27 protein-coding genes are annotated in these 26,097 nt (G+C 38.4%); 7 read left to right on the top strand and 20 right to left on the bottom strand.

The genetic code is table 11. The annotated features are described in order from the left end of the window. The first annotated feature begins 166 nt into the window (after window positions 1-166). The 4 genes from QZL88_RS14260 (at window position 167) to QZL88_RS14245 (ending at window position 6,368) form a co-directional block, all read left to right on the top strand. Entirely contained in the window at window positions 167-337 is a 171-nt protein-coding gene (locus tag QZL88_RS14260; protein ID WP_296942135.1) for a hypothetical protein, read from the top strand. A 211-nt stretch (window positions 338-548) separates the two neighbouring features. Then, a complete protein-coding gene (locus QZL88_RS14255; RefSeq protein WP_296942133.1) occupies window positions 549-3,716 on the top strand; it encodes a SusC/RagA family TonB-linked outer membrane protein in 3,168 nt (1,055 codons plus the stop codon). A 12-nt stretch (window positions 3,717-3,728) separates the two neighbouring features. Then, window positions 3,729-5,390: a SusD/RagB family nutrient-binding outer membrane lipoprotein gene (locus QZL88_RS14250; RefSeq protein ID WP_296942131.1), complete on the top strand. Its 1,662-nt coding sequence runs from the start codon at window positions 3,729-3,731 to the stop codon at window positions 5,388-5,390. A 39-nt stretch (window positions 5,391-5,429) separates the two neighbouring features. Continuing rightward, window positions 5,430-6,368: a hypothetical protein gene (locus tag QZL88_RS14245; RefSeq protein ID WP_296942129.1), complete on the top strand. Its 939-nt coding sequence runs from the start codon at window positions 5,430-5,432 to the stop codon at window positions 6,366-6,368. Between the two features lie 218 nt (window positions 6,369-6,586). On the opposite strand, the gene QZL88_RS14240 is transcribed toward QZL88_RS14245, so the two are convergent. The 11 genes from QZL88_RS14240 to QZL88_RS14190 all read right to left on the bottom strand — a co-directional run bounded on the left by QZL88_RS14240 (window position 6,587) and on the right by QZL88_RS14190 (window position 16,730). Beyond that, complete coding sequence (locus tag QZL88_RS14240) at window positions 6,587-7,615, bottom strand: radical SAM protein (protein ID WP_296942127.1); 1,029 nt, start codon at window positions 7,613-7,615, stop codon at window positions 6,587-6,589. Beyond that, the gene (locus tag QZL88_RS14235) at window positions 7,605-8,507 is read right to left on the bottom strand and encodes a carboxypeptidase-like regulatory domain-containing protein (protein WP_296942125.1); all 903 of its coding nucleotides are present in this window, start codon (window positions 8,505-8,507) and stop codon (window positions 7,605-7,607) included. The genes QZL88_RS14240 and QZL88_RS14235 overlap by 11 nt, the downstream gene beginning before the upstream one ends. Next, the gene (locus QZL88_RS14230; RefSeq protein ID WP_296942123.1) at window positions 8,504-9,343 is read right to left on the bottom strand and encodes an energy transducer TonB; all 840 of its coding nucleotides are present in this window, start codon (window positions 9,341-9,343) and stop codon (window positions 8,504-8,506) included. The genes QZL88_RS14235 and QZL88_RS14230 overlap by 4 nt, the downstream gene beginning before the upstream one ends. Window positions 9,344-9,514: 171 nt before the next feature. Next, entirely contained in the window at window positions 9,515-9,691 is a 177-nt protein-coding gene (locus tag QZL88_RS14225; protein ID WP_296942121.1) for a hypothetical protein, read from the bottom strand. Window positions 9,692-9,694: 3 nt separating this feature from the next. After that, the gene (locus QZL88_RS14220) at window positions 9,695-10,228 is read right to left on the bottom strand and encodes a hypothetical protein (protein WP_296942119.1); all 534 of its coding nucleotides are present in this window, start codon (window positions 10,226-10,228) and stop codon (window positions 9,695-9,697) included. Between the two features lie 8 nt (window positions 10,229-10,236). After that, the gene (locus tag QZL88_RS14215; protein WP_296942117.1) at window positions 10,237-11,292 is read right to left on the bottom strand and encodes a winged helix DNA-binding domain-containing protein; all 1,056 of its coding nucleotides are present in this window, start codon (window positions 11,290-11,292) and stop codon (window positions 10,237-10,239) included. Window positions 11,293-11,346: 54 nt separating this feature from the next. Further along, a complete protein-coding gene (gene rhuM / locus QZL88_RS14210) occupies window positions 11,347-12,330 on the bottom strand; it encodes a RhuM family protein (protein WP_296942115.1) in 984 nt (327 codons plus the stop codon). 6 nt (window positions 12,331-12,336) lie between these two features. Next, the gene (locus tag QZL88_RS14205; RefSeq protein WP_296942113.1) at window positions 12,337-13,443 is read right to left on the bottom strand and encodes a site-specific integrase; all 1,107 of its coding nucleotides are present in this window, start codon (window positions 13,441-13,443) and stop codon (window positions 12,337-12,339) included. A gap of 1 nt (window position 13,444) precedes the next feature. Next, window positions 13,445-14,371, bottom strand: a complete 927-nt coding sequence (locus QZL88_RS14200) for a helix-turn-helix domain-containing protein (RefSeq protein WP_296942111.1) — start codon at window positions 14,369-14,371, stop codon at window positions 13,445-13,447. Window positions 14,372-14,640: 269 nt separating this feature from the next. After that, the gene (gene mnmE / locus QZL88_RS14195; RefSeq protein ID WP_296942110.1) at window positions 14,641-16,032 is read right to left on the bottom strand and encodes a tRNA uridine-5-carboxymethylaminomethyl(34) synthesis GTPase MnmE; all 1,392 of its coding nucleotides are present in this window, start codon (window positions 16,030-16,032) and stop codon (window positions 14,641-14,643) included. 500 nt (window positions 16,033-16,532) lie between these two features. Beyond that, on the bottom strand, window positions 16,533-16,730 hold the full coding sequence (locus QZL88_RS14190) for a hypothetical protein (RefSeq protein WP_296942109.1): 198 nt from the start codon (window positions 16,728-16,730) through the stop codon (window positions 16,533-16,535). A gap of 246 nt (window positions 16,731-16,976) precedes the next feature. Between QZL88_RS14190 and QZL88_RS14185 the strand changes: the two genes are divergently transcribed. Beyond that, entirely contained in the window at window positions 16,977-18,197 is a 1,221-nt protein-coding gene (locus tag QZL88_RS14185) for a site-specific integrase (protein WP_296942107.1), read from the top strand. Between the two features lie 71 nt (window positions 18,198-18,268). Here the strand turns inward: QZL88_RS14185 and QZL88_RS14180 are convergent, their stop codons facing one another. The 8 genes from QZL88_RS14180 to QZL88_RS14145 all read right to left on the bottom strand — a co-directional run bounded on the left by QZL88_RS14180 (window position 18,269) and on the right by QZL88_RS14145 (window position 22,416). Then, window positions 18,269-18,565, bottom strand: coding sequence for a helix-turn-helix domain-containing protein (locus tag QZL88_RS14180; protein WP_296942105.1), 297 nt, complete (start codon window positions 18,563-18,565; stop codon window positions 18,269-18,271). Window positions 18,566-18,578: 13 nt separating this feature from the next. Further along, window positions 18,579-18,857: a DUF3876 domain-containing protein gene (locus QZL88_RS14175; protein WP_296942103.1), complete on the bottom strand. Its 279-nt coding sequence runs from the start codon at window positions 18,855-18,857 to the stop codon at window positions 18,579-18,581. After that, a complete protein-coding gene (locus tag QZL88_RS14170; RefSeq protein WP_296942101.1) occupies window positions 18,854-19,141 on the bottom strand; it encodes a helix-turn-helix domain-containing protein in 288 nt (95 codons plus the stop codon). Before QZL88_RS14170 ends, QZL88_RS14175 begins: the two co-directional genes overlap by 4 nt. 334 nt (window positions 19,142-19,475) lie before the next feature. Next, window positions 19,476-20,357 (bottom strand): DUF5712 family protein, encoded by an 882-nt coding sequence (locus tag QZL88_RS14165; protein ID WP_296942099.1) that lies wholly within the window; start codon window positions 20,355-20,357, stop codon window positions 19,476-19,478. Between the two features lie 5 nt (window positions 20,358-20,362). Next, window positions 20,363-20,968, bottom strand: a complete 606-nt coding sequence (locus QZL88_RS14160) for a BfmA/BtgA family mobilization protein (RefSeq protein WP_296942098.1) — start codon at window positions 20,966-20,968, stop codon at window positions 20,363-20,365. A 303-nt stretch (window positions 20,969-21,271) separates the two neighbouring features. After that, window positions 21,272-21,616, bottom strand: a complete 345-nt coding sequence (locus tag QZL88_RS14155) for a helix-turn-helix domain-containing protein (RefSeq protein WP_296942096.1) — start codon at window positions 21,614-21,616, stop codon at window positions 21,272-21,274. A 148-nt stretch (window positions 21,617-21,764) separates the two neighbouring features. Continuing rightward, entirely contained in the window at window positions 21,765-22,139 is a 375-nt protein-coding gene (locus QZL88_RS14150) for a hypothetical protein (RefSeq protein WP_296942094.1), read from the bottom strand. 34 nt (window positions 22,140-22,173) lie between these two features. Further along, window positions 22,174-22,416, bottom strand: coding sequence for a hypothetical protein (locus QZL88_RS14145; RefSeq protein WP_296942092.1), 243 nt, complete (start codon window positions 22,414-22,416; stop codon window positions 22,174-22,176). Window positions 22,417-22,547: 131 nt separating this feature from the next. Here QZL88_RS14145 and QZL88_RS14140 point away from each other — a divergent pair, with 131 nt between their 5' ends. Continuing rightward, window positions 22,548-23,309 carry a LuxR C-terminal-related transcriptional regulator gene (locus QZL88_RS14140; protein ID WP_296945083.1) on the top strand — a complete coding sequence of 254 codons (762 nt, stop codon included), beginning with the start codon at window positions 22,548-22,550 and terminating at the stop codon, window positions 23,307-23,309. 4 nt (window positions 23,310-23,313) lie between these two features. Here QZL88_RS14140 and QZL88_RS14135 read toward each other — a convergent pair whose 3' ends face one another. After that, window positions 23,314-23,898, bottom strand: a complete 585-nt coding sequence (locus QZL88_RS14135) for a phosphoglycerate mutase family protein (protein ID WP_296942090.1) — start codon at window positions 23,896-23,898, stop codon at window positions 23,314-23,316. Window positions 23,899-24,029: 131 nt separating this feature from the next. Between QZL88_RS14135 and QZL88_RS14130 the strand changes: the two genes are divergently transcribed. Next, the gene (locus QZL88_RS14130) at window positions 24,030-26,093 is read left to right on the top strand and encodes a UvrD-helicase domain-containing protein (RefSeq protein WP_296942088.1); all 2,064 of its coding nucleotides are present in this window, start codon (window positions 24,030-24,032) and stop codon (window positions 26,091-26,093) included. The last annotated feature ends 4 nt before the right edge of the window (window positions 26,094-26,097 follow it).

Here is a 26,097-nt window from a genome sequence, read left to right as displayed (position 1 = left end):
TAAATTGTAAAAAATTAACACCTCTTTGCGCCCGCATTAAAATATTTTAATATCTTTGCTCTATCAAACCATAGGCAGAATTATCTGAAGTAGAGACTAACTATATGATTAGCCGTGTTTAATCTCTCTTCTCAAATTATAAAATCAAGATGAACCATCAGTTAATATGGCCCTAAGAAACCAAATCAACGAAAAAATATCAACTTTATCCTTTATTCTTCCAGTTGAAAATTTGGAGGTTAGCCATATTTTATTAGAGAGAGAGAGAGAGAGAGAGAGAGAGAGAGAGAGAGAGAGAGAGAGAGAGAGAGAGAGAGCAGAAAAGCACATTAACTAAAAAAAGGCAAAAAAACAATAGACCGGATAGAATAGAGACTATTCGGCTATCATTTTATCATAAAAAACCTTCATTAAGGGAACGCATATGTTCCCTTAATGAAGGTTTTTTTGCGTTTGCACTAGCGAATGAATCGGGCTAAAGAAATATTCTCAAATTATAATGTCGAGTTGATATAAAAAACAATATTTAGCTATTAATTACAATTATTATGAAGAAAAGAGTGGTGTTAATTTTATCCTGCTTATTGCTAAGCGTCGGATTTACAGTAGCACAAACAACGAGGATTTCCGGTACTGTAATAGACAGTAATGGAGAACCCGTTATTAGTGCTTCAGTTGTAGTAAAAGGGACTACTATCGGTACAATAACTGATCTGGATGGTAAGTTTTCCATCAATGTGCCTGAAGGGAATAATATACTGGTATTTTCATTGATCGGAATGAAAACGATGGAAAGCAGACCCGTTCAGGACATGAAAGTAGTACTGCAAAGTGATGAAAACATATTAGACGAAGTTGTTGTAACGGCAATGGGTATCAGTCGTTCAGATAAAGCCTTGGGCTATGCAGTAGCCAAGGTAGATCCGAGCAATGCTGTACAAAAAGCTGAACCGGATTTGTTCCGTTCGTTAAACGGAAAGATCCCAGGGGTGCAAGTAAGCTCGTCATCATCTGTTGCCGGTAGTGCGACAAAAGTATCTGTTCGCGGTAATTCTTCTATTTATGGGGATAATGATCCATTATATGTAGTAGACGGTATTCCTTATAGCAACCCGGAAGTTACCACCGGTAGCAGACTTACCTCTGGTGGTGCTTATGGTTCAGGAATTTCTACATTAGACCCTAATGATATTGAGAGCATGAGCGTACTCAAAGGTGCAGCATCTGCAGCATTATACGGTTCACGCGCAGCAAACGGAGTTATATTGATCACAACTAAATCGGGTGCCAAAAGAAAGCGTGCATCTCAAAAAGGTCTTGAAGTAACTTTGACATCATCATATGCATGGGAGAACGTTGCGTCTTTACCTGATTATCAAAACACATATGGTCCGGGATCAAACTTTGTATATTCTAATGCAAATGGTTCGTGGGGACCAGCTTTCTCCGATCTGGCTACAATCCCAACGTGGAGCAACTATCTTGCGGCCTATCCGGATATGGCAACAACTCAAGAGTATAAAGCTTATCCTAATAACGTAAAGAACCTATTCCGCACAGGTGGACTATTGGATCTGTCTGCGAATATTGTGAGCTATAATGATAAAGGAAATTTCAATCTGACTATATCCCGCACAGATCAGGAAGGTTACATCCCTAATTCTGAATTTGAACGTAATTCTTTCAGCGTAGGTGGAAATCAAAAACTTGATAATGGCATCCGCGTAGGAGGAACTTTATCATATAGCCGGACCATTCAGGACGGACCATTTTTTGGAGCAGGTAGTTATACGGGGTCTGCAAGTTCATTCGCCCGTACCCTGATTCTACCCCGCAACTTTGACACTTCCAGTGCAATACCATATGAGACACCAGCCGGAGCCAATTTGTTCCCGCTAAGTGGAGTCGACAATCCAATATGGTCATGGAAGAACAATACGATAAATACTGTTACCGACCGTGTTGTAACAAGTTTAAATACCGGTTACGATTTCACTAAATGGTTGTCGTTTGATTACACATTCGGATGGAATCAATACGGAATGGACCGGAAAGAAGTTATAAACATTGGTTCTGCAGCAAAGTCCGGAAAAGGATATATATTAGACAATACATATAAAGTCCAAGAACTGGAATCTATTTTTGTCCTTTCTTTCAATAAAGATTTCGGGCCTGATTATAACCTAAAAGCCTCTGTAGGACACAATGTGAATCAACGTACTATTAATGAAGCCACACAAGACGGTACAGAGATGATATATAAGGGAATTTATAACGTTGACAACACATTGACTCAGACAGCGTCAGAGTATTATACCAGAAGACGGTTATGGGCTATATTTGCCGATGTGACGTTTGGTTATAAGAATTACCTTTATCTGAACGCAACATTGCGTAACGACCACTCCTCTACTTTACCTAAAGACAACAACAGTTACTATTATCCGGCTTTCACAGGATCTTTTATATTTACAGAAGCTTTCAATATCAAACCGGATGTATTGAGTTTTGGTAAACTGCGCCTTGGTTGGGGACAGGTAGGTAATGATGCTTCTCCTTACTACAAAAACGGAACATATCTGAAAGATGATCCGTTTGACAAACGTCCAATTATGTTATATCCAACGTCCAGTTACGATCCGGAGTTAAAACCGGAATTTACGTCGGAATTCGAAATTGGTACTGAATTGAAGTTCTTTGGAGACCGCATAGGAATTGATTTCGCATGGTATAACAGGTCTATCAAAGACATGATTGCTCCGATAAGTCTACCTCGTTCTACCGGGTCGAGCAGTTACTATACAAACTTTGGTAAGATAAGCAATAAAGGTGTTGAAATTGGACTATCCGCTACTCCAATCGAGCTACGAAACTCTTTTAGGTGGGATATCTTCGCTACATTTACCCAGAATAAGAGTAAAGTTGTTTCATTAACGAATGGTGTTGAACGCATCACATTATCAACCGGATCTACCAGCGAGCCACAACCTACTATGCAGCCGGGTTCTCCTTATGGAATTCTCCGCGGAACTAAAATAGCTCGTGATGAGGATGGAAATCCATTGGTAAATCCGTCTACCGGAGCCTATATGGTTGATCCTGAATTAGGAGAATTAGGTAATCCTTACCCTGATTTCAAATCTGCCATAACAAATACCCTGTCATATAAAGGTGTTACATTTAGCTTTATGTTCGACATGAGTGTTGGCGGTGTTATTGTATCCGGTCCGGCTTCGGATATGCTGGGACGTGGGGTAACTAAATATAATGAAGATCGTTTAGGGACCCGCATTCTGCCAGGTATTTTAGCTGATCCGAATACACAAAAACCGATACTGGATGCCAATGGTAATAAAATACAAAATACCATACAAATAAGCGAAAACGATCTATGGTTTGCATCGAACAGCACCAATCCTACCCTAGCAATGAATGGTGTACAGGAGTTCCAGACTTTCGATGCTACAGTATTCCATCTAAGCGAAATTTCTCTTGGCTATGATATACCTAAAGCTTGGTTGAAGAAAACATTCATTGGTTCTGCAAGCCTATCCATACTTGCGAGAAACTTATGGCACTATGCTCCGGGATTCCCGAAACATCTAAACTACGATCCGGGATCGAACTCCTTTGGTGCCGGCAATGTACAAGGGATTGATAAAGAGACAGCTCCTACTACACGCAGAATAGGATTGAATCTTAAATTAACATTCTAAAAATATAGAAAAATGAAAACTAGAATAAAATTCTTATTTATTATATTCACTCTTCTTTCTGTTACATCATGTACGAAAGACTGGCTGGATGTCAATGATAACCCTAATAGCCCGACTGTTGCTGAACTTTCCAAATTATTGTCTGGTAGTGAAAGATATATGACTTATGCACTCGGGCAGGGTAACTTCCTTGGAAATAATTTATCTTCATATACACACCATCTGGTATCGCGTGAAGTACAAAATTATGGTATGACCACCACTGCGAATAATATCTACAACTCATGGAATTATTTCTATATTTATTCGCTTACCGATTTCGACGCCATTATTAAAAATGCAGAACCGGATGGAAATCTAATTTATGCTGGTATCGCAAAAACTCTAAAAGCATATACTCTTTCGATGATGGTAGACCTTTGGGGAGATATTCCTTATACAGAATTCAATAATCCTGATATAAAAGCACCTAAAGCAGACAAAAGTTCGTCTATTTATAATGCAGCGTTTGACCTACTGGAAGCAGGCGTAGCTGATCTGGGGAATAAAGACGCCGCAAATCTCTTAAAACCCGGAACTGACGATTTTTTCTATGGTGGAGATAAAGATAAATGGATTCGCTTGAACAATACGATTAAACTGAAATTGCTCTTGCAGACGCGCAAAGCAAAATCTGATATTACTGATTGGCAAAAAAGATTATCAGACCTGATTACAGCAAATAACTTTATTAAATCCGGAGAAGATTTCGAGTTCTGGTATACAGCAAAGACCAGTCCGGATGAACGCCACCCTGCTTTTGTTGCGGAATATGCCAACAAGAGTACGACTCATTATATCAGCCCATTTTTCTATGAAATTATGAAAGGCCTGACCTATAACAATACTAAAAACCCATTTGCTGGAATAACAGACCCTAGGGTTCCGTATTATTTCTATAATCAGTTGAAGACAGGTCAAGCTTCACAAAGTAATCACTCTTATCGTGAAGGTAATTTCTTGTCTATCTTTTTCGCAGACAATGGGTCCAATAATGCGGGAGACCAATCGAGCTCAATGAGTAAAGTGGGTATCTATGTTTGTGGAGGAAAATACGATGATGGCAATGGTGGTGCTGTTTCAGCAGATACTGGTAATGGGGTAGCTCCTCTCAAATTTATTACTTTCCATTCGTTTAAGTTTATGATGGCAGAGTTGGCTCTTACCGGTGAAATAAGTGGTGACGCGAAAAACTTGCTTAAAGAAGGGATAGATGCCTCAATAGCACATGTAAATACAGTAGCAGAAGAAGGCAAAGTTACTACAATAGCGACGGCTGACAGAAATACTTTTACAACAGCGGTGCTTGGAAAATACGATGCGGCATCGGAAGCAGGAAAATTAGAGATTATCCTGACTCAAAAGTGGATTGGAAACTTCTTCTCTCCCGAAGATGCCTATACAGACTATCGCAGAACAGGCTATCCGGTATTATTTAATCCTGCTAATACAACAGATCCGGGATTTGGTGTAAACCCTACTGTTACTGCACTTTCACCTGCGAGAGTGCCTATTTCTCCGATTGCATCTTTTCCTAGATCCCTATATTATCCTGCCACTACCGAAATAGACCTTAATCCGAATATGGATCAAAAAACGGACGTGTCAGTGAAATTTATATTCTGGGATAAATAAAACAGACTGATTGACAGATAATTTAAAGTTAAAAGAAATATGAAAAAAATATATTTATATATCCTGACAACCATCACATTAAGTATTGCTTTTGCAAGTTGCGACAAGGATCTTCCCTTTCCAATAGATGAAGTAAAAAGGAGTGTTGTCATTGATGTTAAGAGGGTTCCAGGAACAGATGGTGTTCTTTCTGAAGGAGTGACTACCGGAGACTATCAGATAAAACTGACTATTCCTACTCAGCAAGGCGATTATTCAATGATGGATCACGCCCAGTTATTAGCAGTGCTCAATAATGGTACTACAACAACGGCTCAAGTAGTAGTAGACAATATTACAAGTTTTCCGTCTACGCAAACCATTAATATAGCTGATGTATATAGTAAATTTGGAAAAACAGCCCCTGCACTTGGCGAAACATTGAATTTTACTGTGAATGTTGTATTAAAAAGCGGGGAAGTAATTCCGGGATGGGATCCATATACAAAAGTTTTCAACAACCAAGCATTTTTGGGTTGGCAAATTGAGGGACGAAGCTTATCAAATCGCGTACAATATTCGGTAATGTGTCCTTTCGTTCCGGAAGACTTTATTGGAACTTTCCAATGTACAGAGACCGGCTTGGGTAACGACGTTTATGATGTAGTACTCTCGCACCATGCCGAGGTTCCGTCTACAGTTCCGTCGGATATAGATCCAAGTAAATTATATGGCATCAAAATGGATCCTATATCTCCTAATGTATGGGCACCAGAAGCTATTACATCTATAGTGATATGGATAAATACAGAAGATTTTTCACTGTACATTCCAAACCAGGGAACAGGAGACATGTATGATCCTACACACGAAATTTTTTGGTGCGATGCTAAAGACACCTCTATATCCACTTGTAACAATACAATAAAGTTTTCTGTCAGGCCGTATATGCCAGGCTATGGAGGATGGGGTTATTGCGTATTTTCAATAGCACCATAAATAGAGTAAAGATTGTTGAAAACAATTAAAAGAAATAGGGGACAGGATACACTCCTTATAATGTTGCATCCAATTCATACAAACACTTTTTAATGCAGTGATGCATCAACCCTAAAAGAGACCGGGCCCGGTCTCTTTTTTTCTTTATATACATCTTGATTAAACAGATAAGGGTTCTCAATTAATAGAATAGCATAAGTTAATCCTGATTGATTAAATCAAATTAATTCCTCGCTTGTCAATATAGGATCTACATGCTCCAAACCCAATCCACATTGCTCAGAAGCAGCCCGACAGCCACCACGACAAGTATTCCATTTGTCACATTTACTACAATATTCAGGAATTATCTCATTCCATGAATTGGCATATGGAGAATATAGGATTTCTCGTAAATCTTGTTTGTATATATTTCCAGCCACTACAGAAGAATGATTACACAAGCGAACATTCCCATTAATATCCATTGTTATAGGCTTTTGCAATACATTATCGGAACAATGACCAAACATGATATTAGGATATATCTTTGGATCAATCAGGCAGTCGGGAGAACACACATTGGAAGAAATAACCAAGCCCAATTCCTCGGCTTTAGCATTAGCTATTGTAAATGCTTTTTTCAATTGATTATGATTAGCCGAAACAGATGCCGGATTAGCAACTCCGCATCCTCCGATATTGTACCTGTTCATCATAATCCGTCTTAAACCTAAATCGGATATAAAGTCCAAGGCGCCAGATAAAACTTCTATATTATATTTTGTCAATACTATTACAGGAACCGGATAACCACCTATACCTTGTACCGTCCGAATAGAGTTAATAGATTTCTTCCAACTTCCGTGTACCTGTGTAATATAATCATGTACAGTTTCGTCGGCTGAATGTATTGGAAACTCAAACAGGGTAATTCCCATAGCTATCATATCCTTATAGTCATCTGCCGTGCCTTTGTACCCATTACTGATAACTGTGACCGTTTTACCTTCCATTCGGCAAAAAAGAGCAATTTCTTTGATACGTTGAGCGACAAAAGGTTCTCCCCCTGTAAGAGTAATATTAAGAATGTCCGCTTGCGAAAAAACTTGTTTCAGGGTTTTGATTGCATTATTGTACGAATTGAATGATTGATGTTCCGCACCGGGTATCTTCCATATATTGTAACAATAACGGCAAGCAAGGTTGCATTTATCAGTCAGTTCAAAAGCAATATTATATAGTTGTAACCTTTCCTTATTTTTCATCTCTGAAATTTAGACTAATAGTCATTGTTGTTTTAACCGGCTTGCCATCATAATGGATTCCGGGCTCCCATACTCCGGACAACGATAAGGACCTCAAGGCTTCTTCATCGGCATCTTTTGATAACTTCCCTATCACTTTCTCATCTACCAATCTTCCTTTTCTATCAATGGCAAAACTAAGGATAACTTCTCCATTGACGTTATCTTTCTTCATCTGTTCGCTATATCGGATATTACCCTGTACCCATTTTTGAAAACTTCCGAGGTCACCTACAGGAGAAACTGGCTTTTTAGATATTTCATTATACGATATCTTAGTTATTGGCTTCACTCCGGGTGAATATATATCATCTCTGAATTTTGGAGTACTAACAACTATAACTTCATAACAGAGAATCATCTCTGAATCTTTCATTGTTATTATTGCTTCTCCACCACTCATTGTTGAAACAGACATTTCTCGACTTTCCATACCAACAAAAGAAAACACGAGTTTGTCGGTGGATTTGGCCATAATACTAAAAGCTCCGTCTATATCAGAAACTATTCCATTTATAGTCCCTTTTACAACAATCGATACTCCGGCTATAAAGTCTCCATGCTCATCCTTTACTCTTCCCTTTATTTCTATAAGACTATCGCGCCTATTGTTTTGTTTTTCTAAAGATGCCGTAGTCCTAGTTGTTATTTCCTTATTTTGCGGTACACGAGGAGGTATCGTATCATAACAACTTATCTCTACTTTTCGCTGTGCTTGAGCAGTTGTCCCTGCTATACCAATAATCAATGTACCCAGTAATAATTTATACTTGACAAAGATCGGCGACCCATTTGTCTTGTCTGCAAGAAAAGAGAATAGGCAAAATAATATGTTATATGATTTGAGTTTCATTCGATGTTGCTACTAATATTAACCGTAATTGTTATTCTTGTTTTTGCCGGAGCTCCATAGATCTGCCCGGGTTTCCATCTTTTAGATTTCGATATTACCTTAAGAACTTCCTTATCTGCTTCTTTCGATAGGCTTTTTACAATCTTTTTATTGGTTACCTTTCCTTTTTTATTTATAATAAAGCTGAGTTTTACCTCTCCTTCGATCCCATTCCTGCGCATTTGTTCAGTATATAGAATATTATGTTGTACCCATTTACCAAAATCTTCAAGATTGCCAACTGGAGATATGGGCTTTATTATTACCTGATCATAATCGAATTCACTTTCTTTAGGTCTGGAAGCATATATGTCATCATCATTATTATATGGATTAACTATAATGCCATAACACATGATACCTGTAAGTTCATTTGTAATATCCATCTTTAATGATTTGCTTATTATAGAATCTACGCTTACAGAATTTTTGGCTTTTATTATTGGTCCGTCTACGACTTGGACCGCATAACAAGCAATATTCGAACGGTCTTTAACTATTGATCTACTCCCAACAACGACAGCCTCTTTAACCTTTAAAGTATCTGAAATATTGTTGATTTCAGTCGAATCAATCGCGACTTTATAGCAGGATGCCATCTCCGAGTGAAGAGGTTTGCGAAGAGCTATTGTATCACTTATGGCGTCTCTCTTTTGAGCTTTTGCAGATGTTCCGGCCAATCCGATAATAAGAGTTCCCAATAAAAGCTTATATTTAACAAAAAAACTCGCCCCATTCGTCTTATCAGACAGAAAGGAAAATACATAAAAAATAGATTTGTACAATTTGAGTTTCATGATATATTTTTATCTATAGAGCCATTAGGATATTCTATTCTATAAATGTAGCAGTTTTTATTTATGTTTGTTTTATATTGTACAAATAATATAAATCTTAAAAACTCATCGATTCTAATAAGAATCCTTTCTTTGGGCAGATCCGATATTTTCCGATGCTCGATCATACATTTATGCCTGATACCGATTTAATTTAGATACAACAAATACAATAACAAATACGAGATTTGCACCAAAAGAGTCAAATCCCAATCCAATAAAAAGATACCTAAAAACGAGAGCTATTAAGCCAATCCCCATTGCCCCACAGATGATTAAAAAGATATTATCGGGATCTTTGTAGTTCATATACTAATATTTTTGTAAGCTTTTCCCTTTCGGAATTGCTTTAAGAATATTCTTTCGCACAGATCTGATAGCCGGGCATAACTCCCCTTCCATCATCTCTAGAGTAGTTTTCAATTCCTGGGTTAACTCAGGAATAGTACGACAAAGTTCGTAAGCTATTTTCATACAGAGAGACTGAACACCCGGTAATTCCTTAACAGAAAGCATTCGCTCCAGACAGAAATCCAAAAAATCAACCCTCGGAGGATCAGCCAGAGGCTGTTTGTAAAGCAGATTGAGGACAACTCTCCGTTTACCTCCATGCTCACACATCATCACTTCATCAATAAGTTCATCTTGCTTTTCATACAACCATTTATTAGCTTCCGGAGAAAAATGTGTAAAGATCCAAGCCGCATGATATCCTATTTTTTCATCTTCTCCAATAACTAAATCATATAATTCTTGCTTTCGCTTGTCACTTTGTTGGGTTAAACGAAGTATTTCATGGATATCATCCATACCAATCTGCTCCGATAATTTAGCTTTGAAATTCATTGCTATTCTTATTTCTTAATATAATCCTGGAACTTCTTCCCTTCTAAGGCAAGTAACTCCTTATCTATTTTGAACTTACTATCCCAAAAAGAAATATCAAAATCAATCCCTTTCGCTTTCTTAATCTTTTTCCAATTACCTACACCATGGCCATTATACAGTATAATTGATTGAAATATACCATAGTTATTAAAAGCTTTCGGATGATGCTCTAAGTCTAGAACATTTGTCCTATCCTTGTAGCTGATAAGATACTCATCATATGCAGGTAGGAAGTGAAGTATATTTGTATCCGAAGAAGCGCATTCATTATAGTCTTTGTGAATATACAATTCCGTAGAACCGAAATGATCTTTTATCAATTCATTGTCTATTAGACTAAAAGCGTGTCTGCAATCTTTGATCGTCAATCCCGACCACCAGACAAAATCCTGTAAGCTTGCAGGAGAATGGCTCTGCATATATCTTTGAGCTAGCTTAGCCAGTGCTTCATCCCTGTGTATATCTTTGCTTAGGGGAGCTCTTTCTTCTAGTAGTGCATATGTTTGTTTTTTCTCTTTCAATGAGCCACTACATATAATGCCATCAGCTTCTGCCAACATTGTAAAAAGATATATATGTCTTTCGGTAGCCCCTAATCCTTCCTGCTCGAATATTTTTGTAATCTCGTCCTTGGTCTGATGGTTATTGTCCCTCAGTGTCCTTTCTAACAGTTTATAACATTTTGTAAGTTCCTGTTCGTCAAGCTTCAAATCTTTTACATATTTCCATGCGCCTTTAATTCGCTCTCCTGTCAATTTCAGAAGCCACCTGATATCCTCCGCAGAAACAAAATGCCAGGTTGGCCGCATGATATGGGTTCGAAGAAAATCTCCCCGGTTGAAAGCTTCTTCGATATCTTGTTCTGTACATTGTTTCGATCTGATGGCAATAGCCCATTTTGCCATAGTGAAATCCTGAGCCTGCACAGCTCCCATCCACGATACCACTTCTTTTGGGGTATCAAATAGCTGTTCTGATAGCTGCTGACTCTTTAGGCGTATATTTTTTATCGTAATGTTCATATGTGGGATAAAATTTATTTTATTCGCCAATTCTCTATTTTGTCGTTGACTCTATCAATTATTCTGATTTATCAGATTCACAATAACTTTTACCATAATATCTTTTTCTTCTGTACGGCTTTCCGCAATCATCAGAGTAAGAGCAACGAGCGTATTGTTTTCAATAAGTCTTGTACTGTCACTTTTATATAGAATATCATTTTTCTCTAAAAACCAAAGGAATAGGAATGCTGCAATTCGCTTATTTCCATCGCTGAATGAATGGTTTTTAGTCACTAAGTATAGCAACATAGCTGCTTTTTCTTCTATGCTGGGATATAATTCTTCTCCTCCAAATGTTTGATAAATGGTACTAATTGAACTTTTGAAAGACTGATCTTTCTCATTTCCGAACAAACCTCCACTTCCAAACTTATCTCTCAATACATAAATAGCTTCCATCGCATTGTCATAATTCGCTCTGAAAGGTTCATCGACCGTCGTTTTTTCAATCTCAAGTTTTTGATAATCGTATCTATCTAAGGTGTCTAAAGCATAGGTATAGTCTGTTATTACACGCAATAACCCCGTCGCTTCATCAGCAGATAAAGCTTTAGAAGCAATTACATTAGAAAGAAGCTTGACTGTTTTCTTCAAGTTTTCCAATTGCTCATTCTTGGCATTTTGATTTATAGCATATCCTTTGATAAGATATTCTTTCAGAATATTATTCGCCCAAATACGAAACTGAGTACCTCGCTGTGATTTTACACGATAACCAACTGATATTATTACATCAAGATTGTAATACTCTATTTGTCTAAGAACTTCACGATCGTTCTCATTTTGAACTGTTGCATTTTTTGCAACAGTTGCTTTTTCTTCCAGCTCCTGTTCTCTATAAATATTGCGTATATGTCTTGATATTACAGATTTATCTCGTTCGAACAGTGTTGATATTTGATTTAGTGATAGCCATACAGTCTCATCCTCTAATTGCACATCTAACAGGGTATTACCATCAGGTGTTTGATATATTATAACTTCTCCTTTATTCATTGTATTTTATTTTAAGCTTATTTTATTCGCCGATTCTCGTTTCTTCGAACTAACTAAATCCGCATATATCTGTGTTGTAGAGACATTTTTATAAGTAAGCATCTTACTCACAGTGTAAATATCTGTACCTAAAGCAATTTGCAAGGTAGCAAAAGTATGCCTAAAGCAATGGAATGTGATGTGTTTTGTTATTCCGGCACTCGCAACCCATGCTTTTAATGGTTGCTGAGTCATGCTTCGTTGTAGGCCTTTGAAGACTTTTCCTTTTCCTCGTTTGCCACATAAATCCAAAGCCTCGTCGCTTATTGGCAAGGTTGTTTCTGTTTCAGTCTTTTCTGTTCGTAATCGCATGCAGTAGCCTCCATCCGAAGCTGGCTCTATTTCTTTCCAATCGAGTTTCAATATATCACTGATTCGCAATCCGGTCATGCAGGAGAACAAAGAAGCAGTTTTCAATATCGGGTAATCATCGCATGGGGTGTTGGCTAGCAACTTGACTTCATCCAACGTGAGATATTCTTTCTTTACATCAGTTGTTTCTATTGAATCAAGAAAGTCATTCAAATTCTCTCTAAAAAACTTCTCTTTATAGGCGACCTTCAATAATGCTCTGAAGGTAGAGAAATATCCGGATGCTGAATTCTGCGATATCCGATAGTTCTTGTTTTTCAATTGCCTTGCATCCTGCAAATAATCTCTAAAACGATTGCATAGATCTACAGTTACTTGTCCGAAAGTACATTTGCCTTTGACGAAGTTAGAAAAATGTAGATACACTTTCATCCATTTCTGATCTTTCCTTTCTGCTTTAGTTTTGAAGTAGATAAGAAAATCCGCTTTTGCTTTATTCTTGTCTAAAAAACCGAATTCCTCATTAATGATGGATTGTACCCTTATGCTTCTGATAGCCTCAGCTTTCATCAACATTTCGTTGTTGAATTCTTTTTCGAATTCATTTCTAGGCTTTGCATAAATGTAAATACCCAAATACTCACGCCGTGTCATCTTCATGGAGTGAGGATCACGAATTGCAGGGTAGTAGTCTAAATAGAGGCTTATCCTTCCTCTTGTTACATCTCGTTGTCTGAGATGAACTCTCGTCAGTGTTGCCATATTATTGTGTTATTTGAGGGTTAAACAATTTGTCGAGTTCAGGCTTCGATATCTTAATGTATCGACCATCTTTCATTTTGGGTATATCATGATACTTTATATAATGGTATAGTGCATCACGAGTCAGGTTATATTTTTCCATAGCTTCTTCTACTGAATAATATTCAGGCTCCTTGGGTTTTTCATATCCCTTTGCTACATCGAAATCATGTTTGGAGTATAAAACCATTCGCCCATCCTTCTTCTTGGGTATTTGATTCTCTGAGACAAAGCTGTATATTGCATTGAGAGTCAACCCATACTTTTCCATAATATCCGCAACTGTGTACCATTCTCTAATATCCTGATAATCATTAATGCCTTTCTTTTCAAAATATTTATCAATGTGCTTCTTGCTAAAATAGGATTTTCCCCGAATCAGAGTCTTAGGTATATCATTCTCTCTGGCTACTTTGAATAGCCAGGATTCTTTAATATTGAATTTTTCTTTGATCTCAGCTACTGTATAGAATTCGGTGAGCGGTTTTGCTTCGACACTCGGCCTGGCCTTTGACTCATATTTTTCGACATTATCAAACATCGCATCAATATCTGAACGACGAATAAAAGTTTTGCCATCCATCCGGATTCCTTTTAATTGTCCACGATGTAGATAGCGATAAACAGTGGTCCTCTCAATACTTAATAGAAAAGCTGTTTCTACCACAGACAGAAACTCTTTATCCTGAATTTCTTCGAAGCGTTCACTAATCCGTTCTATCTCCTGCATAATGGCATAGTTGAGACCTACGACCTTTCTCTTCTTCTTATCTTCTTTATAAGCCCTCGAGTTACATTGATGAGAACAATAACGGGTAGTCGTTCTCTGTGCTACGAATCTTTTTCCGCAGTACTCACATTTTTTTATAATCTCTAATTTATTGCTCATAATTCTATCCTTTAACTTCGCTAAAATTTGTTGCCTGATGTTGCACTTTGTATCACAGCGTTGCTATATGTTGCAAATATGCATAATCTGCGTTATCAATCCAAACGAGAGTGCAATTTTTCCGATGATCGGTACAAAAATGACATAAATATTATCAAAACAACCATAATTATTGATTAGCAAAGATAGAATAGAGAAAAAGAAAAGCCATCATAAAATGATGACTTTGTGATGATTGATAATTATTTTCGATCAATATTAATTAGTTATCATTTGCCGATACAAAACTTACTAAAAATATTCCCCAATATTTCATCTGTAGAAATTTGCCCAGTTATCTCACCGAGATAATGCATACATTCACGAATATCCTGAGACAGGAAATCTCCGGACAGATGCAATTCCAACCCTTCTCCAACTCTCTTTATAGCAGCTAATGCATTTTCCAACGCTGTATAGTGGCGCATATTGGTTACTATTACATCCTGTTCTCCTATTTCCGGGATATCAGCCGCTTTCACAAGCAAGTCCTCCAGATCATTTGTCCCTTGTTCATATTTTGCCGAAATAAAGATACGGTCAGGAATCTCCTGCAAAAACAATTGCATCTTATCTATTTTCCTTTCCAGCGATATAGAGTCAACCTTATTGAATACAAGTATCAACTTCTTGCCTTGACACGCAGGAAGTATTTTTTCAGCCAATTCTTCAAGATGCTGATCCGAGCTACTGACATCCGCTATCCAAAGAACAATATTGGCTTGCTCTATCTTTTTGAATGTACGCTCTATCCCGATACTCTCTATCTCGTCAGTCGTATCACGTATCCCGGCTGTATCTATCAGGCGGAATGTAAGGCCTTGTATATTAATCGTATCCTCTATTACATCACGGGTAGTACCATGTATATCCGAAACAATTGCTTTTTCCTCATGCAACAGCAGATTCAATAGAGTTGACTTTCCTGCATTTGTCTCACCTATGATAGCAACAGGAATACCATTCTTCACCGCATTTCCCAATTCGAAAGATTCAGCCAGTTTCCTTATATGAAGTTCAATATCATAAGCCGTTTCTTTCAGCCGCTCCCTGTTAGCAAATTCAACATCTTCTTCCGAGAAGTCAAGCTCCAGTTCGATCAGGGACGCAAAATTGAGGAGTTCAGTACGCAGCTCTATCAATTTATTACTAAATCCCCCACGCATTTGATTCATTGCCAATCTGTGTGTTGCTGCCGATGAAGAAGCAATCAGGTCTGCTACAGACTCAGCTTGGGACAAATCCATCTTACCATTCAGAAAGGCCCGTTGTGTAAATTCTCCGGGCTGAGCCAAAGCCGCACCGTTAGATATCAATAACTGCAAAATATTTTGCTGTATATAAACAGAGCCATGACAAGAGATTTCTACAACATCTTCACCGGTAAACGAATGCGGAGCTTTAAAAACACTAACCAACACTTCATCCAATACTGTATTATCCTTCATTATGTATCCGAAACGGATTGTATTTGCCTTCTGTTCCCCTGACTTTTTATTTCCATATGGCTTGAATACAGACCCGGTCAACTCAATACATCCTTTGCCCGACAAACGAATGATAGCTATACCTCCCACACCGGCCGGAGTGGATACTGCTGTTATAATATTATTTCCTTGCATATTTTGTTCTCCCAATTTATCCCCTCAAAGTTACACTGTTTCTGTTACATAAAAAACTAATCCTCTTCGGAAGAATAAAAAGTAACAAAGGTGACACCATTTACAGTTAACAGTAAACAGTTAGCAGTCAACAGAAATACAGTTCTCAACTTATTACTTATTGCTTAAAACTCATTACTTGTTAAAAAGGTAACAAAAGTAACAGTATTTTTAGCCTTTGTGCCCTTTGTGATTTCCTTCGTGTACTTAGTTGGTTAAATCTCTTTACCACAAGAGGCGCACAAAGAACACTATTTACAGTTAACAGTAAACAGTTAGCAACTTGTATCTTGTATCTCGTTTACTTGTATCTTTTTCCAAAAAGTAACAAAGGTGACACTGGAAGCAATTAATAATTAGCTTGCTGAGTAAAGCATCCCGTCAGTTAACAGCCATCAGTTAACAACTTGTATCTCGTACCTCGTCTACTCGGATCTCTTTACTTTCTACTTCTCCCTTTCTCAATCCGTCCTCGATGTATATCCCGGAGGCAAAAACGGATAAAGATTCACCTTAGCCTTCTCTACCAGGGCGACGGATGGTTGTGCGACAGGCATCTGTTCTATAACTTGCTCTTGCTCATTTTCCACTTTTAGTTCTTCACTTTTCACTTTTACATATGTTTCGCTCCTGTGACCGTTGGTTCGTTCTCCGTCCATACCGCCAATAGATTTAGAAAATCAAAGAAAAGTCCTGATATTCAATAGAATACGGGACTTTTTCTTTTTACCTACCCCGGCAAAAAATCCCATAAAAACGCATTCAAAAAAGGCTAATCCGTGGGACTTTATAATTCTCACAAAATGTCCCACTTTCTGGATTCTTATTCCTTGTATTTCAGATTTTTACATAGTCCGTAAATGAACTCTTAATAGTAATTTTGTAATGAATGAAAGGAGTTTATCATGGGATTAAAGAAAAGTACCTTTAACGTGAACTTTCTACTTAGAAAGCACAAGATGTTGAAAAACGGGGAAGCACCTATTTGTATGCGTATTTCTGTTAATTGCAGGGCGGTTGATATTTCTATCAAAAGGAGTGTAGCGGTTGAACATTGGAATCAGACAAGGGAGTGCTGTACCTCTACCGGTAAGGTCGGCAAAGAACTGAACCGCTATATTGATACGATGCGGGCAAAAGTGCTTCAAATCCACCGGGAGTTGGAAATAGACGGTGTCCGTGTTACGGCTGACGCTATCAGGGATAAATTATATGGGCGGGATGAATCACAAAAAACACTCGTGGAAGTCTATACGGAGCATAATAAACGTTGCCGGGCTTTGATAGGAAAAGACTTTTCCGCTTCAACTGTCGAAAAGTTTGAAACATCGTTGAATACCCTAAAAGCATTTATCAAACACACCACGAAAAAAGAAGATATCCTGCTGAAAGAGGTTTCCCGTGTGTTTATTCAGGATTTTGAGTTTTACCTGAAAGCGGAACGAAACCTGCAACATAACTCGGCATTGAAACACCTGAAAAACCTAAAGAAGATTATCCGCATTGCCCTTGCCAATGAATGGATAAAGAAAGATCCTTTTATGGGAATCCAGTTCAAACATGATAAAGTTGATGTCGATTTTTTAAGTCAGGAAGAATTGGAACGGATAATGAATAAAGAGTTTACTATTAAAAGGTTAGAAGTAGTCCGGGATATATTTTGTTTCTGCTCGCTGACTGGTCTTGCTTTTATAGATGTTAAGCAATTAAGTTCCTCCCATTTGGTCACTGATAATAACGGAACATTGTGGATTCGTAAACCTCGCCAAAAAACAGGGAATATGTGCAATATTCCTGTAATCAGTGCAGCAAAGGTTATTCTTGATAAATACAAAGACCATCCCGAATGTCTAAAACAGAATGTTTTGTTACCTGTTTTAAGTAATCAAAAGATGAATAGTTATTTGAAGGAAATCGCTGATCTGTGCGGAATTACGAAGAAATTGAGCACTCACACAGCCCGTCATACGGCGGCTACCGTTGTTTTTTTAGCCAATAATGTTTCGATAGAAAATGTGGCTAAAATTCTCGGTCATTCCAATACAAAAATGACACAACATTATGCTAAAGTACTGGATAGTTCTATTTTGCGGGATATGCAACAGGTGGAAGCTAAATTTGGATAAAGAATAATTATCTGTTCCAAAACAAGAAAAGCGAGCCTTAAAAACTCGCTTTTCTTGTTTAGTGGTTTATTCTACTCTTCACGCCATGATTTTTCAAAATTATCCTCCAATAATTTCAGTATGTCAGACTGGCGATAGAGAATTTTACCTGATATTTGTATGTAACTGATAACTCCGTTATCCCGCCAATCTTGGAGCGTGCGTGTACTTAGGCTAAGCAATTTACTTACTTCGTTGTTTGTAAGATACTTTTCTCCATTCAGGTGCGGTGTCCTCCGCTTAAAGGCTTCCCTGATAGCATCCTGTATTTCGTCTAATGAACGAAACAATGAGGTTATTACCTCGGATTTCTTATCTAATATTTCCATATAAAAAACGATTTTAGTTCCGCATATAGTCGCCCAATGCAGAGATAGTTAATAAATCCTGTTTCTTATCATAGTTGATAGCTACCCGTTTCAGATTGTAGTTGATAAAGAAACCGCCTTCATCTTCCTGAATTTCATAAGTAGCAGGAGTTGCCTGTTTACTCGTTTCGTTCATGTGGATTACACTTAGCATATAATGTTCTCCATCCCGATAAATGATAACTGTCGGATTTAGGTTTACACTTTCCCAATTTCCGGACAGAACTTTTAAATCAAATGACTGCTCTTTCATTTCTTACCGGATTTTGAGATTTTAGAATCATTGAGTAGTTTCTCAACATCAGATGCTTTATAGTAGCATTTATTGTTGACTTGCGAGAAAGATATTTTACCTGTGTTGCGGTAATATTGTAATGTCCGCTTGGAAATGTTCAGGAGAGTACATACATCCTGATTGTCAAGCCATTTGTTATTTGGCTGATCCGTTCCGCACCATTGTTTGATTTGTTTGGCAAAAGACTCGAACCGTTCTTTTACCAGTCCGAAGGTTTTGCCTTCTATTGCTATTACTTCCATATTTGTTTTCTTTTTAATGTTATTACTTAAATCTGTTCCATTGCAATGAACTACCGGCAAAGAAAAGTAAAATATGAATTGATTTTCAGAAGTTTGATGCAGTGGCTGGAAGTGGAATAGGTTGGCGTAATTCATCATCTAACAACACATGTTTTTTCTCTTTTTTCAATTGATATACGTTTCACTCATGCAGGGAATAGATAAGGCAACACTTTTTAGAAATTTACTCTTTCCGGTACGGAAAGGAAGAAATTTCTAAAAACCGCTTGCGGCTTGGTGTTTCCGTTCTATTGCCGGAATGTACTTTTGTAAATCAAATGAATAAAGAATCACATTACCTCTTGAACCCTCGTTTGGGCTTCTTCTTTTTTCTTTTCACGGGTATTTGTTCATCAAGTGTATTGCTCGGTTCGGGAGATATAATGCCCAATACAGAGGATAAACCTAATTCGGATAGGTTGGCAGATAGTTTACTTTCCAGCTCATCTACATACATGCCTACTTGCACATTTGTATTTTTCCTTTCATCGGAAATCTGTTGCTCCTGCATTTTAAGTTGGTCGGATATATTACCGTTCTTCATGGTGTTATAATATTCAAAAGATTCTGTTAGTTGCCTATCGTAGTTAAATAACCTATCAAAACCCTGTTCTGCCTGTCGGAACAGGTTAGTACGGTCAAAACCGCCTTTGATTGCTCCTTTCTTGGTATTCTTATGGTTGGTAAGCGGGGATAGTTTCTTTTTGTTGCTCTGGTCTTTTCGGCTGACAATCAAGTGGCAGTGCATATTCAGTTCATTGTTTGACCTGTCCCGATTGAAATGTATCTTGCCATAAAACTTAATATCTTCTGCCGATAGTCCTTTATTGAAATTCTTGGCATATTCAGGAATGACTACTTCCCGGATATATCGTTTCATGGCTTCGGCTTGTTCCTGTTCGGTATTACCCATTGCTTTGAGTTCTTTCTCCGATGGGCTGACGTGGATAGCGTAAAACTTGGCATCCGTTTTCATTAGCTGACCGATATTGCCGTCTATATCTTTTACAACCTGTGATTTGTAGATATTATCGTCTGCCAAATTGAAAAATCCTTCGGTATAGATTCCCTGCTCCATACGTTCTAAATCTTCATGCTCGCAATAGTCGGCTAATCTCCGGCTACTGCCTGCATTGTTGTATGTGCCTTTGGACGGTGGCGGGAAATCTATGTTCATTGGAGTTACTCGTTTATCAGGTCGTTTATTTCTGCTTTCAGGTTCTCTTTCCGCTTGCCATCCATTACTCCGCAGGTAGTCAATTCCGAATAAAGGGAAATCAGTTTCAGGAGTTTATTATTGTTCCGTTCTTGTTTCCTGGAAGATAAATTTATAGCTTGGACAAGGTCGTTTATTTGTTTGGCTTGGTTATTAATCACTTCTGCATGTTGGTTGAATGTTTCGCTTATTTTTTTCAGAACATTATCCTGTAACTCCCGTGAGATATTTATCTCCGAGCTTATTAATTCTTTCTGCTCTTTTATGGCAGTATCGAAGCGGACAGCTATTGAATGGCTTGTGCGTATCATCGGGTTTAGCTGGTCTTCTTCGTATCTTCGGATGAATCGGATTATATCATCCTGTCGTTTGTTAATCTTGGCAAGTTCTGATTTTACGGATTCAGGAGCATCGGCAGGGTTGATATGAGCCTTGTCAATATACCCGAATGCCAATTTTACAACTTCACTCTTTTTCAGCGAATAGCGTTTACATATCTTTTCAACTAACCGACCCGTTTCCTTGTCTATGGAAACGGTAGTATATATTATCTTCTGACCTTTATTTTGCATGATAATTACTTTTTCATGGGAATTCATACCTTTAAATGCCTGATAATTAGCGATAATATTCAAAAGCTAATTATTAGACTAATTACAGCGGTTTAATACAAACCGCTAAAGCCGAAGGCTTTGCCCCGCAGGGCAAGAGGGAAGAACAGGACTTGTCCAGTTCCCTCTTGCTTAATTTAGCGAAACAAACAGAGCCGGTAGGCGAAGTTGTTTCTGTTAAATGCGGAGCTACTTTTGAAGGCGTAAACTTAAAACAAGCCTTTATTCGCTTGCGCTATTCTGCTTAAAGCATAAAGAGCAGAATCATTTATCTTTTTTATCCTTATCATCCTTTGGGTGCTTCTTTTCAAAGTCCTGATAGGTTTGAAAATCCATGTGCGAACGCACAAACTCCCGCACATCAGAAGTCCGATAATAGGTCTTGTGGGCTATCATAAAGAAGGGTAGTTTTTTACTGCTTCGATATCGTTGTAATGTTCGCTTCGATACTTTCAGAAGAAAAGCTAAATCTTGGTTATCCAATAACCTTTCTTCATCATCGAATACTTCTTTTGTATTGATGAGCGATTTAAGGTCTGCCCCTATTTCGTTCAGTTTTTTGGATAGCTTTTCCATCCATTTTTCAAAATCTTCGTTATCTAAATACATAATTGCTCCATTTTTCAGATTAAACATTCTTATTCTCAATCGATTGATGAAGCAAAATTCAGCAGAACGAAGCAATAAAAATAGAGGAGTCCGGTACAGACCCCTCTACTTGAAAAAACAATCAGCTATATATCAACCGCTTACAAAGTCATCTTTTTTCATTTTCTTTTTTATCCCTTTGGGATTTACGCTTTTTATACTCTTTCATCAGAGCGGTTTTCATGGCATCAAGCGTTTTAGTGAGATTGCAAGGTTTCCGCCGGAACAATTCATATTGGCGGTCATAAATATCGTTATAGCTAAATCCAAAAGCCTGTTCAAAGGTATCGGCAAAAGCTATTGTGGTGGGATCTTCTCCGGTGTTATCGGTCATTCCTCCCAACAAACTTAATGAAGTGAGAATCTCGGTCATACCCATAACACCCAGATTTTCAGACTTGGGAATGAGTGATAAGGTGGATTTGAAAGTTTGCGTACTAGTCGGGTGGAACTGTGCGGGATGTTGGATTTGGAGTTTCAGCAACTCAATTTCTGATTCAAGGAAGAGGATGATTTTCTTAAGGAAGACGAATTTCAAGACATTTTTCCCCCTGCCCGTAAAGAGAAGACACTCTTAGAGAATCAAACTCAATACGAGTAAAACTCAATATCCGAAAGATTTTTGTGTAGTCAGATTCGGACTGATTAAGGATTACTGCTTGGTCTATAAAACTTTCATAGGCACTTTGCATTTCTTTGTTTGTCACTGGTGAAGCATCAGACAATAAGCTGAATAACTTCGTGTTTTTTAAATGATCCATAAATGTCAGATTTTATGATTAATAAGTGAATTTTATATTATCATCGTTTGACTATGGATTTTCTTAGTGGCATCCAAATATATAATAAGTTAGATGGTTTGTAAATGGCTATTTATAGCTACCTTTGCACTATGGATCAGCACGATATAACCCCCGAAGAATTATGGTCAAGACAGCAGATAAGCGGTCTTGACGTGGATTACGATCTGTGGAATGAGAAAAGGGAATCCATACGGGAATTTGCCCGGATAAGCGGGAGTTGTATTTTTACGGTCGATGTATTCCAAAGAAGATATGACTTCGCTTCGGAAAGTTTTTCCGCTATTTTCGGATATGAGCCTGAAAAGATAACAGTGATACAAGAGCATGGCGATTTTCTGGAAGAAAGGATTCATCCCGATGACCGGAAAGAACTGACCGAATACCAAATAGAACACGGGCAGTTTATTTATTCGCTTCCTCCAGAACAAAGGAACGATTACAAGCAGATTTTCCAGCTACGGATGCTCAATACAAAAAAGCAGTATATAAATGTAATAAGCCGCCATCAGGTTATCCAAACCGATAAAAATGGCAAGGCTTGGATTGTTATGGGAATTATGGAAATATCCCCAAATCAGTTGCCCACAAACCACGTCAAGCGTACTGTTGTCAATATCAAAACAAACGAAACGCTCACATCTTTACCTATTCCGGTAGAAAAGCAATTGACGAAACGTGAAAAGGAAATCCTATTGCTGATTCGACAGGGGCATTTGAGCAAGGAAATTGCCGATAAGTTGAATCTAAGCATCTACACTGTCAATAACCACCGGAAAAACATATTGGCAAAACTTCATGTTGATAACGCTATGGAAGCGGTAAATTTAATCGGTGGTTTCGGGGCACTATAGCTATTCACGGCATCCAGTCCAAACTGTCGGTCAGCGGGTTTGTCTTGCGCCACCGTTCCAATTCCTCGTAATTTCCGACACCTCCGGTAAATACGGCATGGTATATCTCTATTCCCGGAACTTGAACCCCGTTCGGCATATCGTATTTTATTTGCAGGATCGTATTTCTGATTTCAGGCGTAAGTCGCGAAATAATCGCATCGGTTACTTTCTCCACTACTCCGTCGTACCTCGATCCCTTACGAATATGGATCATATCGAACTTCCAGTTATTCGCATCGGTATCTTCATATATAGCGTGCCATTCGATACACTCTTCCTCCGTGTTGATCCCGTTTTTGTAATGGATTTCTTTCACGCCAGGATTTTCAGCCAATTTTTGTATTACAGAAAAACTTTCTGCAATGTCAAGTTTATCGGTATAGACATGCATATCAATATCCCTGCTTTTCATCATCAAACCCGATTTGAGCGAGCCTACAATATGAACTTCCGCACCGATACGTTCCCATGCCGGGATAATTCCGGTGGCTTCCAGTATTTCCCAAGCGGTTTGCCGGTTCTGTTCTGCAACTGTAAGAATATCCATCTTCCTTGTAAAGGTGCAAAGATACAAATTCAGGGCGATATATAGCTATAAATAGCTATTTAGCAAATCAAAGCAATCCGGTAATTTTGCCAACCCTTTTGTGTCTTTTTTAACGTAACAATCACAGATTTATGGTATTCAATAAAACAGAAAAACAAGAAAGAGCGTATTTGCAGCAGGTTATCAGTATCCTGAAAAACACGATTAATCATGCGGATGTATCGGTCAAAGACCATGTGGATACACTGGCAGAGTATAAGGACTACTTATGGTCGAATAAGGATATCGACCCGCACGAAATCCGTTCTATGCGGGAAAGCATTCTGAATCATTTCGCATTGGGCGAAAGCGTAATCGACAAACGTAAGCGGTTGGGTAAGATACTGGATATACCTTACTTCGGACGGATCGATTTTAAAGAGGGTATGCCAAGCAGTAAGGTAATGCCTGTCTATATCGGCATCCATACCTTCTATGACCCAGAAAGCAAAACGAATCTGATCTATGACTGGCGGGCTCCGATTTCCAGTATGTTCTACGACCATGAATTGGGAGAAGCCGATTATATATCCCCGGCAGGCGAGATAAAAGGCGATATATCCCTGAAACGGCAATACCGCATCCGCAACGGCAGAATGGAGTATATGATCGAAAGTTCGCTGACCGTTCACGATGATATCCTGCAAAAGGAGCTGAGTTCCAATGCGGACGATAAGATGAGGAACATCGTGGCGACCATCCAGAGGGAGCAGAACCGGATTATCCGAAATGAAGATGCCCACGCACTCATTATACAGGGAGTTGCCGGATCGGGTAAAACCTCTATCGCCCTACACCGCATCGCTTACCTGTTGTACGCTTTCAATGGCAGTATTTCATCGAAAGACATACTAATTATATCGCCCAACAAGGTTTTTGCCGACTATATTTCCAATGTACTTCCCGAACTTGGCGAAGAAACCGTACCCGAAACGAGTATGGACCAGATACTTTCCGGCATATTGGACAACAAATATAAGAACCAGACCTTTTTTGAGCAAGTCAACGAACTATTAACCAAACCCGCTCCGGGCTTTATCGACCGGATACAATACAAAGCTTCCTTTGATTTTATATCCCAACTCGACCGATTTATCCTACATGTGGAGAATAACTATTTTAAAGCTGTGGATGTAAAACTTACTAAATACGTTACTATTCCGGCAGAGTTTATAGACGAACAGTTCAGGCGTTTCAACCGTTACCCGATGCGTCAACGATTTGAAACCATGACCGACTATATTTTGGAAATGGCACAAATCCAATACCGGGTTACGGTTACCACCGCCGAACGTAACCTATTGAAAAAAGAGATTAAAAAGATGTTTGCCGGGAATAACGACATACAGCTCTACAAAGATTTTTTCGCATGGATCGGGAAACCGGCACTGTTTAAGATGCGGAAAAACCGCACACTTGAATATGCAGATTTAGCTCCGTTGGCATACCTGCACATGGCACTGGAGGGGAGCAATACCCAAAACCGTGTGAAACATCTTTTGATAGATGAAATGCAGGATTATTCCCTGATACAGTATAAAGTGATACAGAAACTTTACCCCTGCCGGAAAACGGTTCTCGGCGATGCCAGCCAGTCGGTTAATCCTTACGGCTCATCGACCGCAGATATGATTCAAAAGGCATTTGTAACAGGGGAAGTAATGAAGCTATGTAAAAGTTACCGTTCGACTTATGAAATAACGGAGTTCGCACAAAGCATCCGGGCAAATGACGAACTGGAACCAGTCGCACGGCATGGAGAAAAACCGCAGATATTAAAATTCAAAAATCAGGATGATGAAATTTCCGGCATTGCCAATTTACTTTCCGTTTTCAAAAAGTCCAACAACAAATCGTTGGGTATAGTCTGTAAAACCGAATTACAGGCGCAGGAGTTAACAGAAAGATTGAAATCCTATACGGATGAGGTCTATTTTCTTTCCAGTCAAAGTTCCGCTTTCGTAAACGGTATTATCATAACTTCGGCGCACATGGCGAAAGGATTGGAGTTTGACGAAGTGATCGTGCCACAAGCCGATACCAAAAACTACCATTCGGAGATTGACCGGAGTATGCTTTATGTGGCCGTAACGAGGGCAATGCACAAACTGACACTGACTTATACCGGAAGATTAACATCATTAATTAATATATAAATTA

Origin of the sequence: uncultured Dysgonomonas sp. (assembly GCF_900079725.1) — a bacterium.
GTDB lineage: Bacteria > Bacteroidota > Bacteroidia > Bacteroidales > Dysgonomonadaceae > Dysgonomonas.
Note: the sequence above shows the minus strand (reverse complement) of the source record. Positions and strands in the feature narration are given on the sequence as shown.

Bases quoted from the DNA above. Each gene is read 5' to 3' on its own strand.
- QZL88_RS14260 (WP_296942135.1), top strand. From the start codon at position 167: ATGGCCCTAAGAAACCAAATCAACGAAAAAATATCAACTTTATCCTTT.
- QZL88_RS14255 (WP_296942133.1), top strand. From the start codon at position 549: ATGAAGAAAAGAGTGGTGTTAATTTTATCCTGCTTATTGCTAAGCGTC.
- QZL88_RS14250 (WP_296942131.1), top strand. From the start codon at position 3,729: ATGAAAACTAGAATAAAATTCTTATTTATTATATTCACTCTTCTTTCT.
- QZL88_RS14245 (WP_296942129.1), top strand. From the start codon at position 5,430: ATGAAAAAAATATATTTATATATCCTGACAACCATCACATTAAGTATT.
- QZL88_RS14240 (WP_296942127.1), bottom strand. From the start codon at position 7,615: ATGAAAAATAAGGAAAGGTTACAACTATATAATATTGCTTTTGAACTG.
- QZL88_RS14235 (WP_296942125.1), bottom strand. From the start codon at position 8,507: ATGAAACTCAAATCATATAACATATTATTTTGCCTATTCTCTTTTCTT.
- QZL88_RS14230 (WP_296942123.1), bottom strand. From the start codon at position 9,343: ATGAAACTCAAATTGTACAAATCTATTTTTTATGTATTTTCCTTTCTG.
- QZL88_RS14225 (WP_296942121.1), bottom strand. From the start codon at position 9,691: ATGAACTACAAAGATCCCGATAATATCTTTTTAATCATCTGTGGGGCA.
- QZL88_RS14220 (WP_296942119.1), bottom strand. From the start codon at position 10,228: ATGAATTTCAAAGCTAAATTATCGGAGCAGATTGGTATGGATGATATC.
- QZL88_RS14215 (WP_296942117.1), bottom strand. From the start codon at position 11,292: ATGAACATTACGATAAAAAATATACGCCTAAAGAGTCAGCAGCTATCA.
- rhuM (WP_296942115.1), bottom strand. From the start codon at position 12,330: ATGAATAAAGGAGAAGTTATAATATATCAAACACCTGATGGTAATACC.
- QZL88_RS14205 (WP_296942113.1), bottom strand. From the start codon at position 13,443: ATGGCAACACTGACGAGAGTTCATCTCAGACAACGAGATGTAACAAGA.
- QZL88_RS14200 (WP_296942111.1), bottom strand. From the start codon at position 14,371: ATGAGCAATAAATTAGAGATTATAAAAAAATGTGAGTACTGCGGAAAA.
- mnmE (WP_296942110.1), bottom strand. From the start codon at position 16,032: ATGCAAGGAAATAATATTATAACAGCAGTATCCACTCCGGCCGGTGTG.
- QZL88_RS14190 (WP_296942109.1), bottom strand. From the start codon at position 16,730: ATGGACGGAGAACGAACCAACGGTCACAGGAGCGAAACATATGTAAAA.
- QZL88_RS14185 (WP_296942107.1), top strand. From the start codon at position 16,977: ATGGGATTAAAGAAAAGTACCTTTAACGTGAACTTTCTACTTAGAAAG.
- QZL88_RS14180 (WP_296942105.1), bottom strand. From the start codon at position 18,565: ATGGAAATATTAGATAAGAAATCCGAGGTAATAACCTCATTGTTTCGT.
- QZL88_RS14175 (WP_296942103.1), bottom strand. From the start codon at position 18,857: ATGAAAGAGCAGTCATTTGATTTAAAAGTTCTGTCCGGAAATTGGGAA.
- QZL88_RS14170 (WP_296942101.1), bottom strand. From the start codon at position 19,141: ATGGAAGTAATAGCAATAGAAGGCAAAACCTTCGGACTGGTAAAAGAA.
- QZL88_RS14165 (WP_296942099.1), bottom strand. From the start codon at position 20,357: ATGAACATAGATTTCCCGCCACCGTCCAAAGGCACATACAACAATGCA.
- QZL88_RS14160 (WP_296942098.1), bottom strand. From the start codon at position 20,968: ATGCAAAATAAAGGTCAGAAGATAATATATACTACCGTTTCCATAGAC.
- QZL88_RS14155 (WP_296942096.1), bottom strand. From the start codon at position 21,616: ATGTATTTAGATAACGAAGATTTTGAAAAATGGATGGAAAAGCTATCC.
- QZL88_RS14145 (WP_296942092.1), bottom strand. From the start codon at position 22,416: ATGGATCATTTAAAAAACACGAAGTTATTCAGCTTATTGTCTGATGCT.
- QZL88_RS14140 (WP_296945083.1), top strand. From the start codon at position 22,548: ATGGATCAGCACGATATAACCCCCGAAGAATTATGGTCAAGACAGCAG.
- QZL88_RS14135 (WP_296942090.1), bottom strand. From the start codon at position 23,898: ATGGATATTCTTACAGTTGCAGAACAGAACCGGCAAACCGCTTGGGAA.
- QZL88_RS14130 (WP_296942088.1), top strand. From the start codon at position 24,030: ATGGTATTCAATAAAACAGAAAAACAAGAAAGAGCGTATTTGCAGCAG.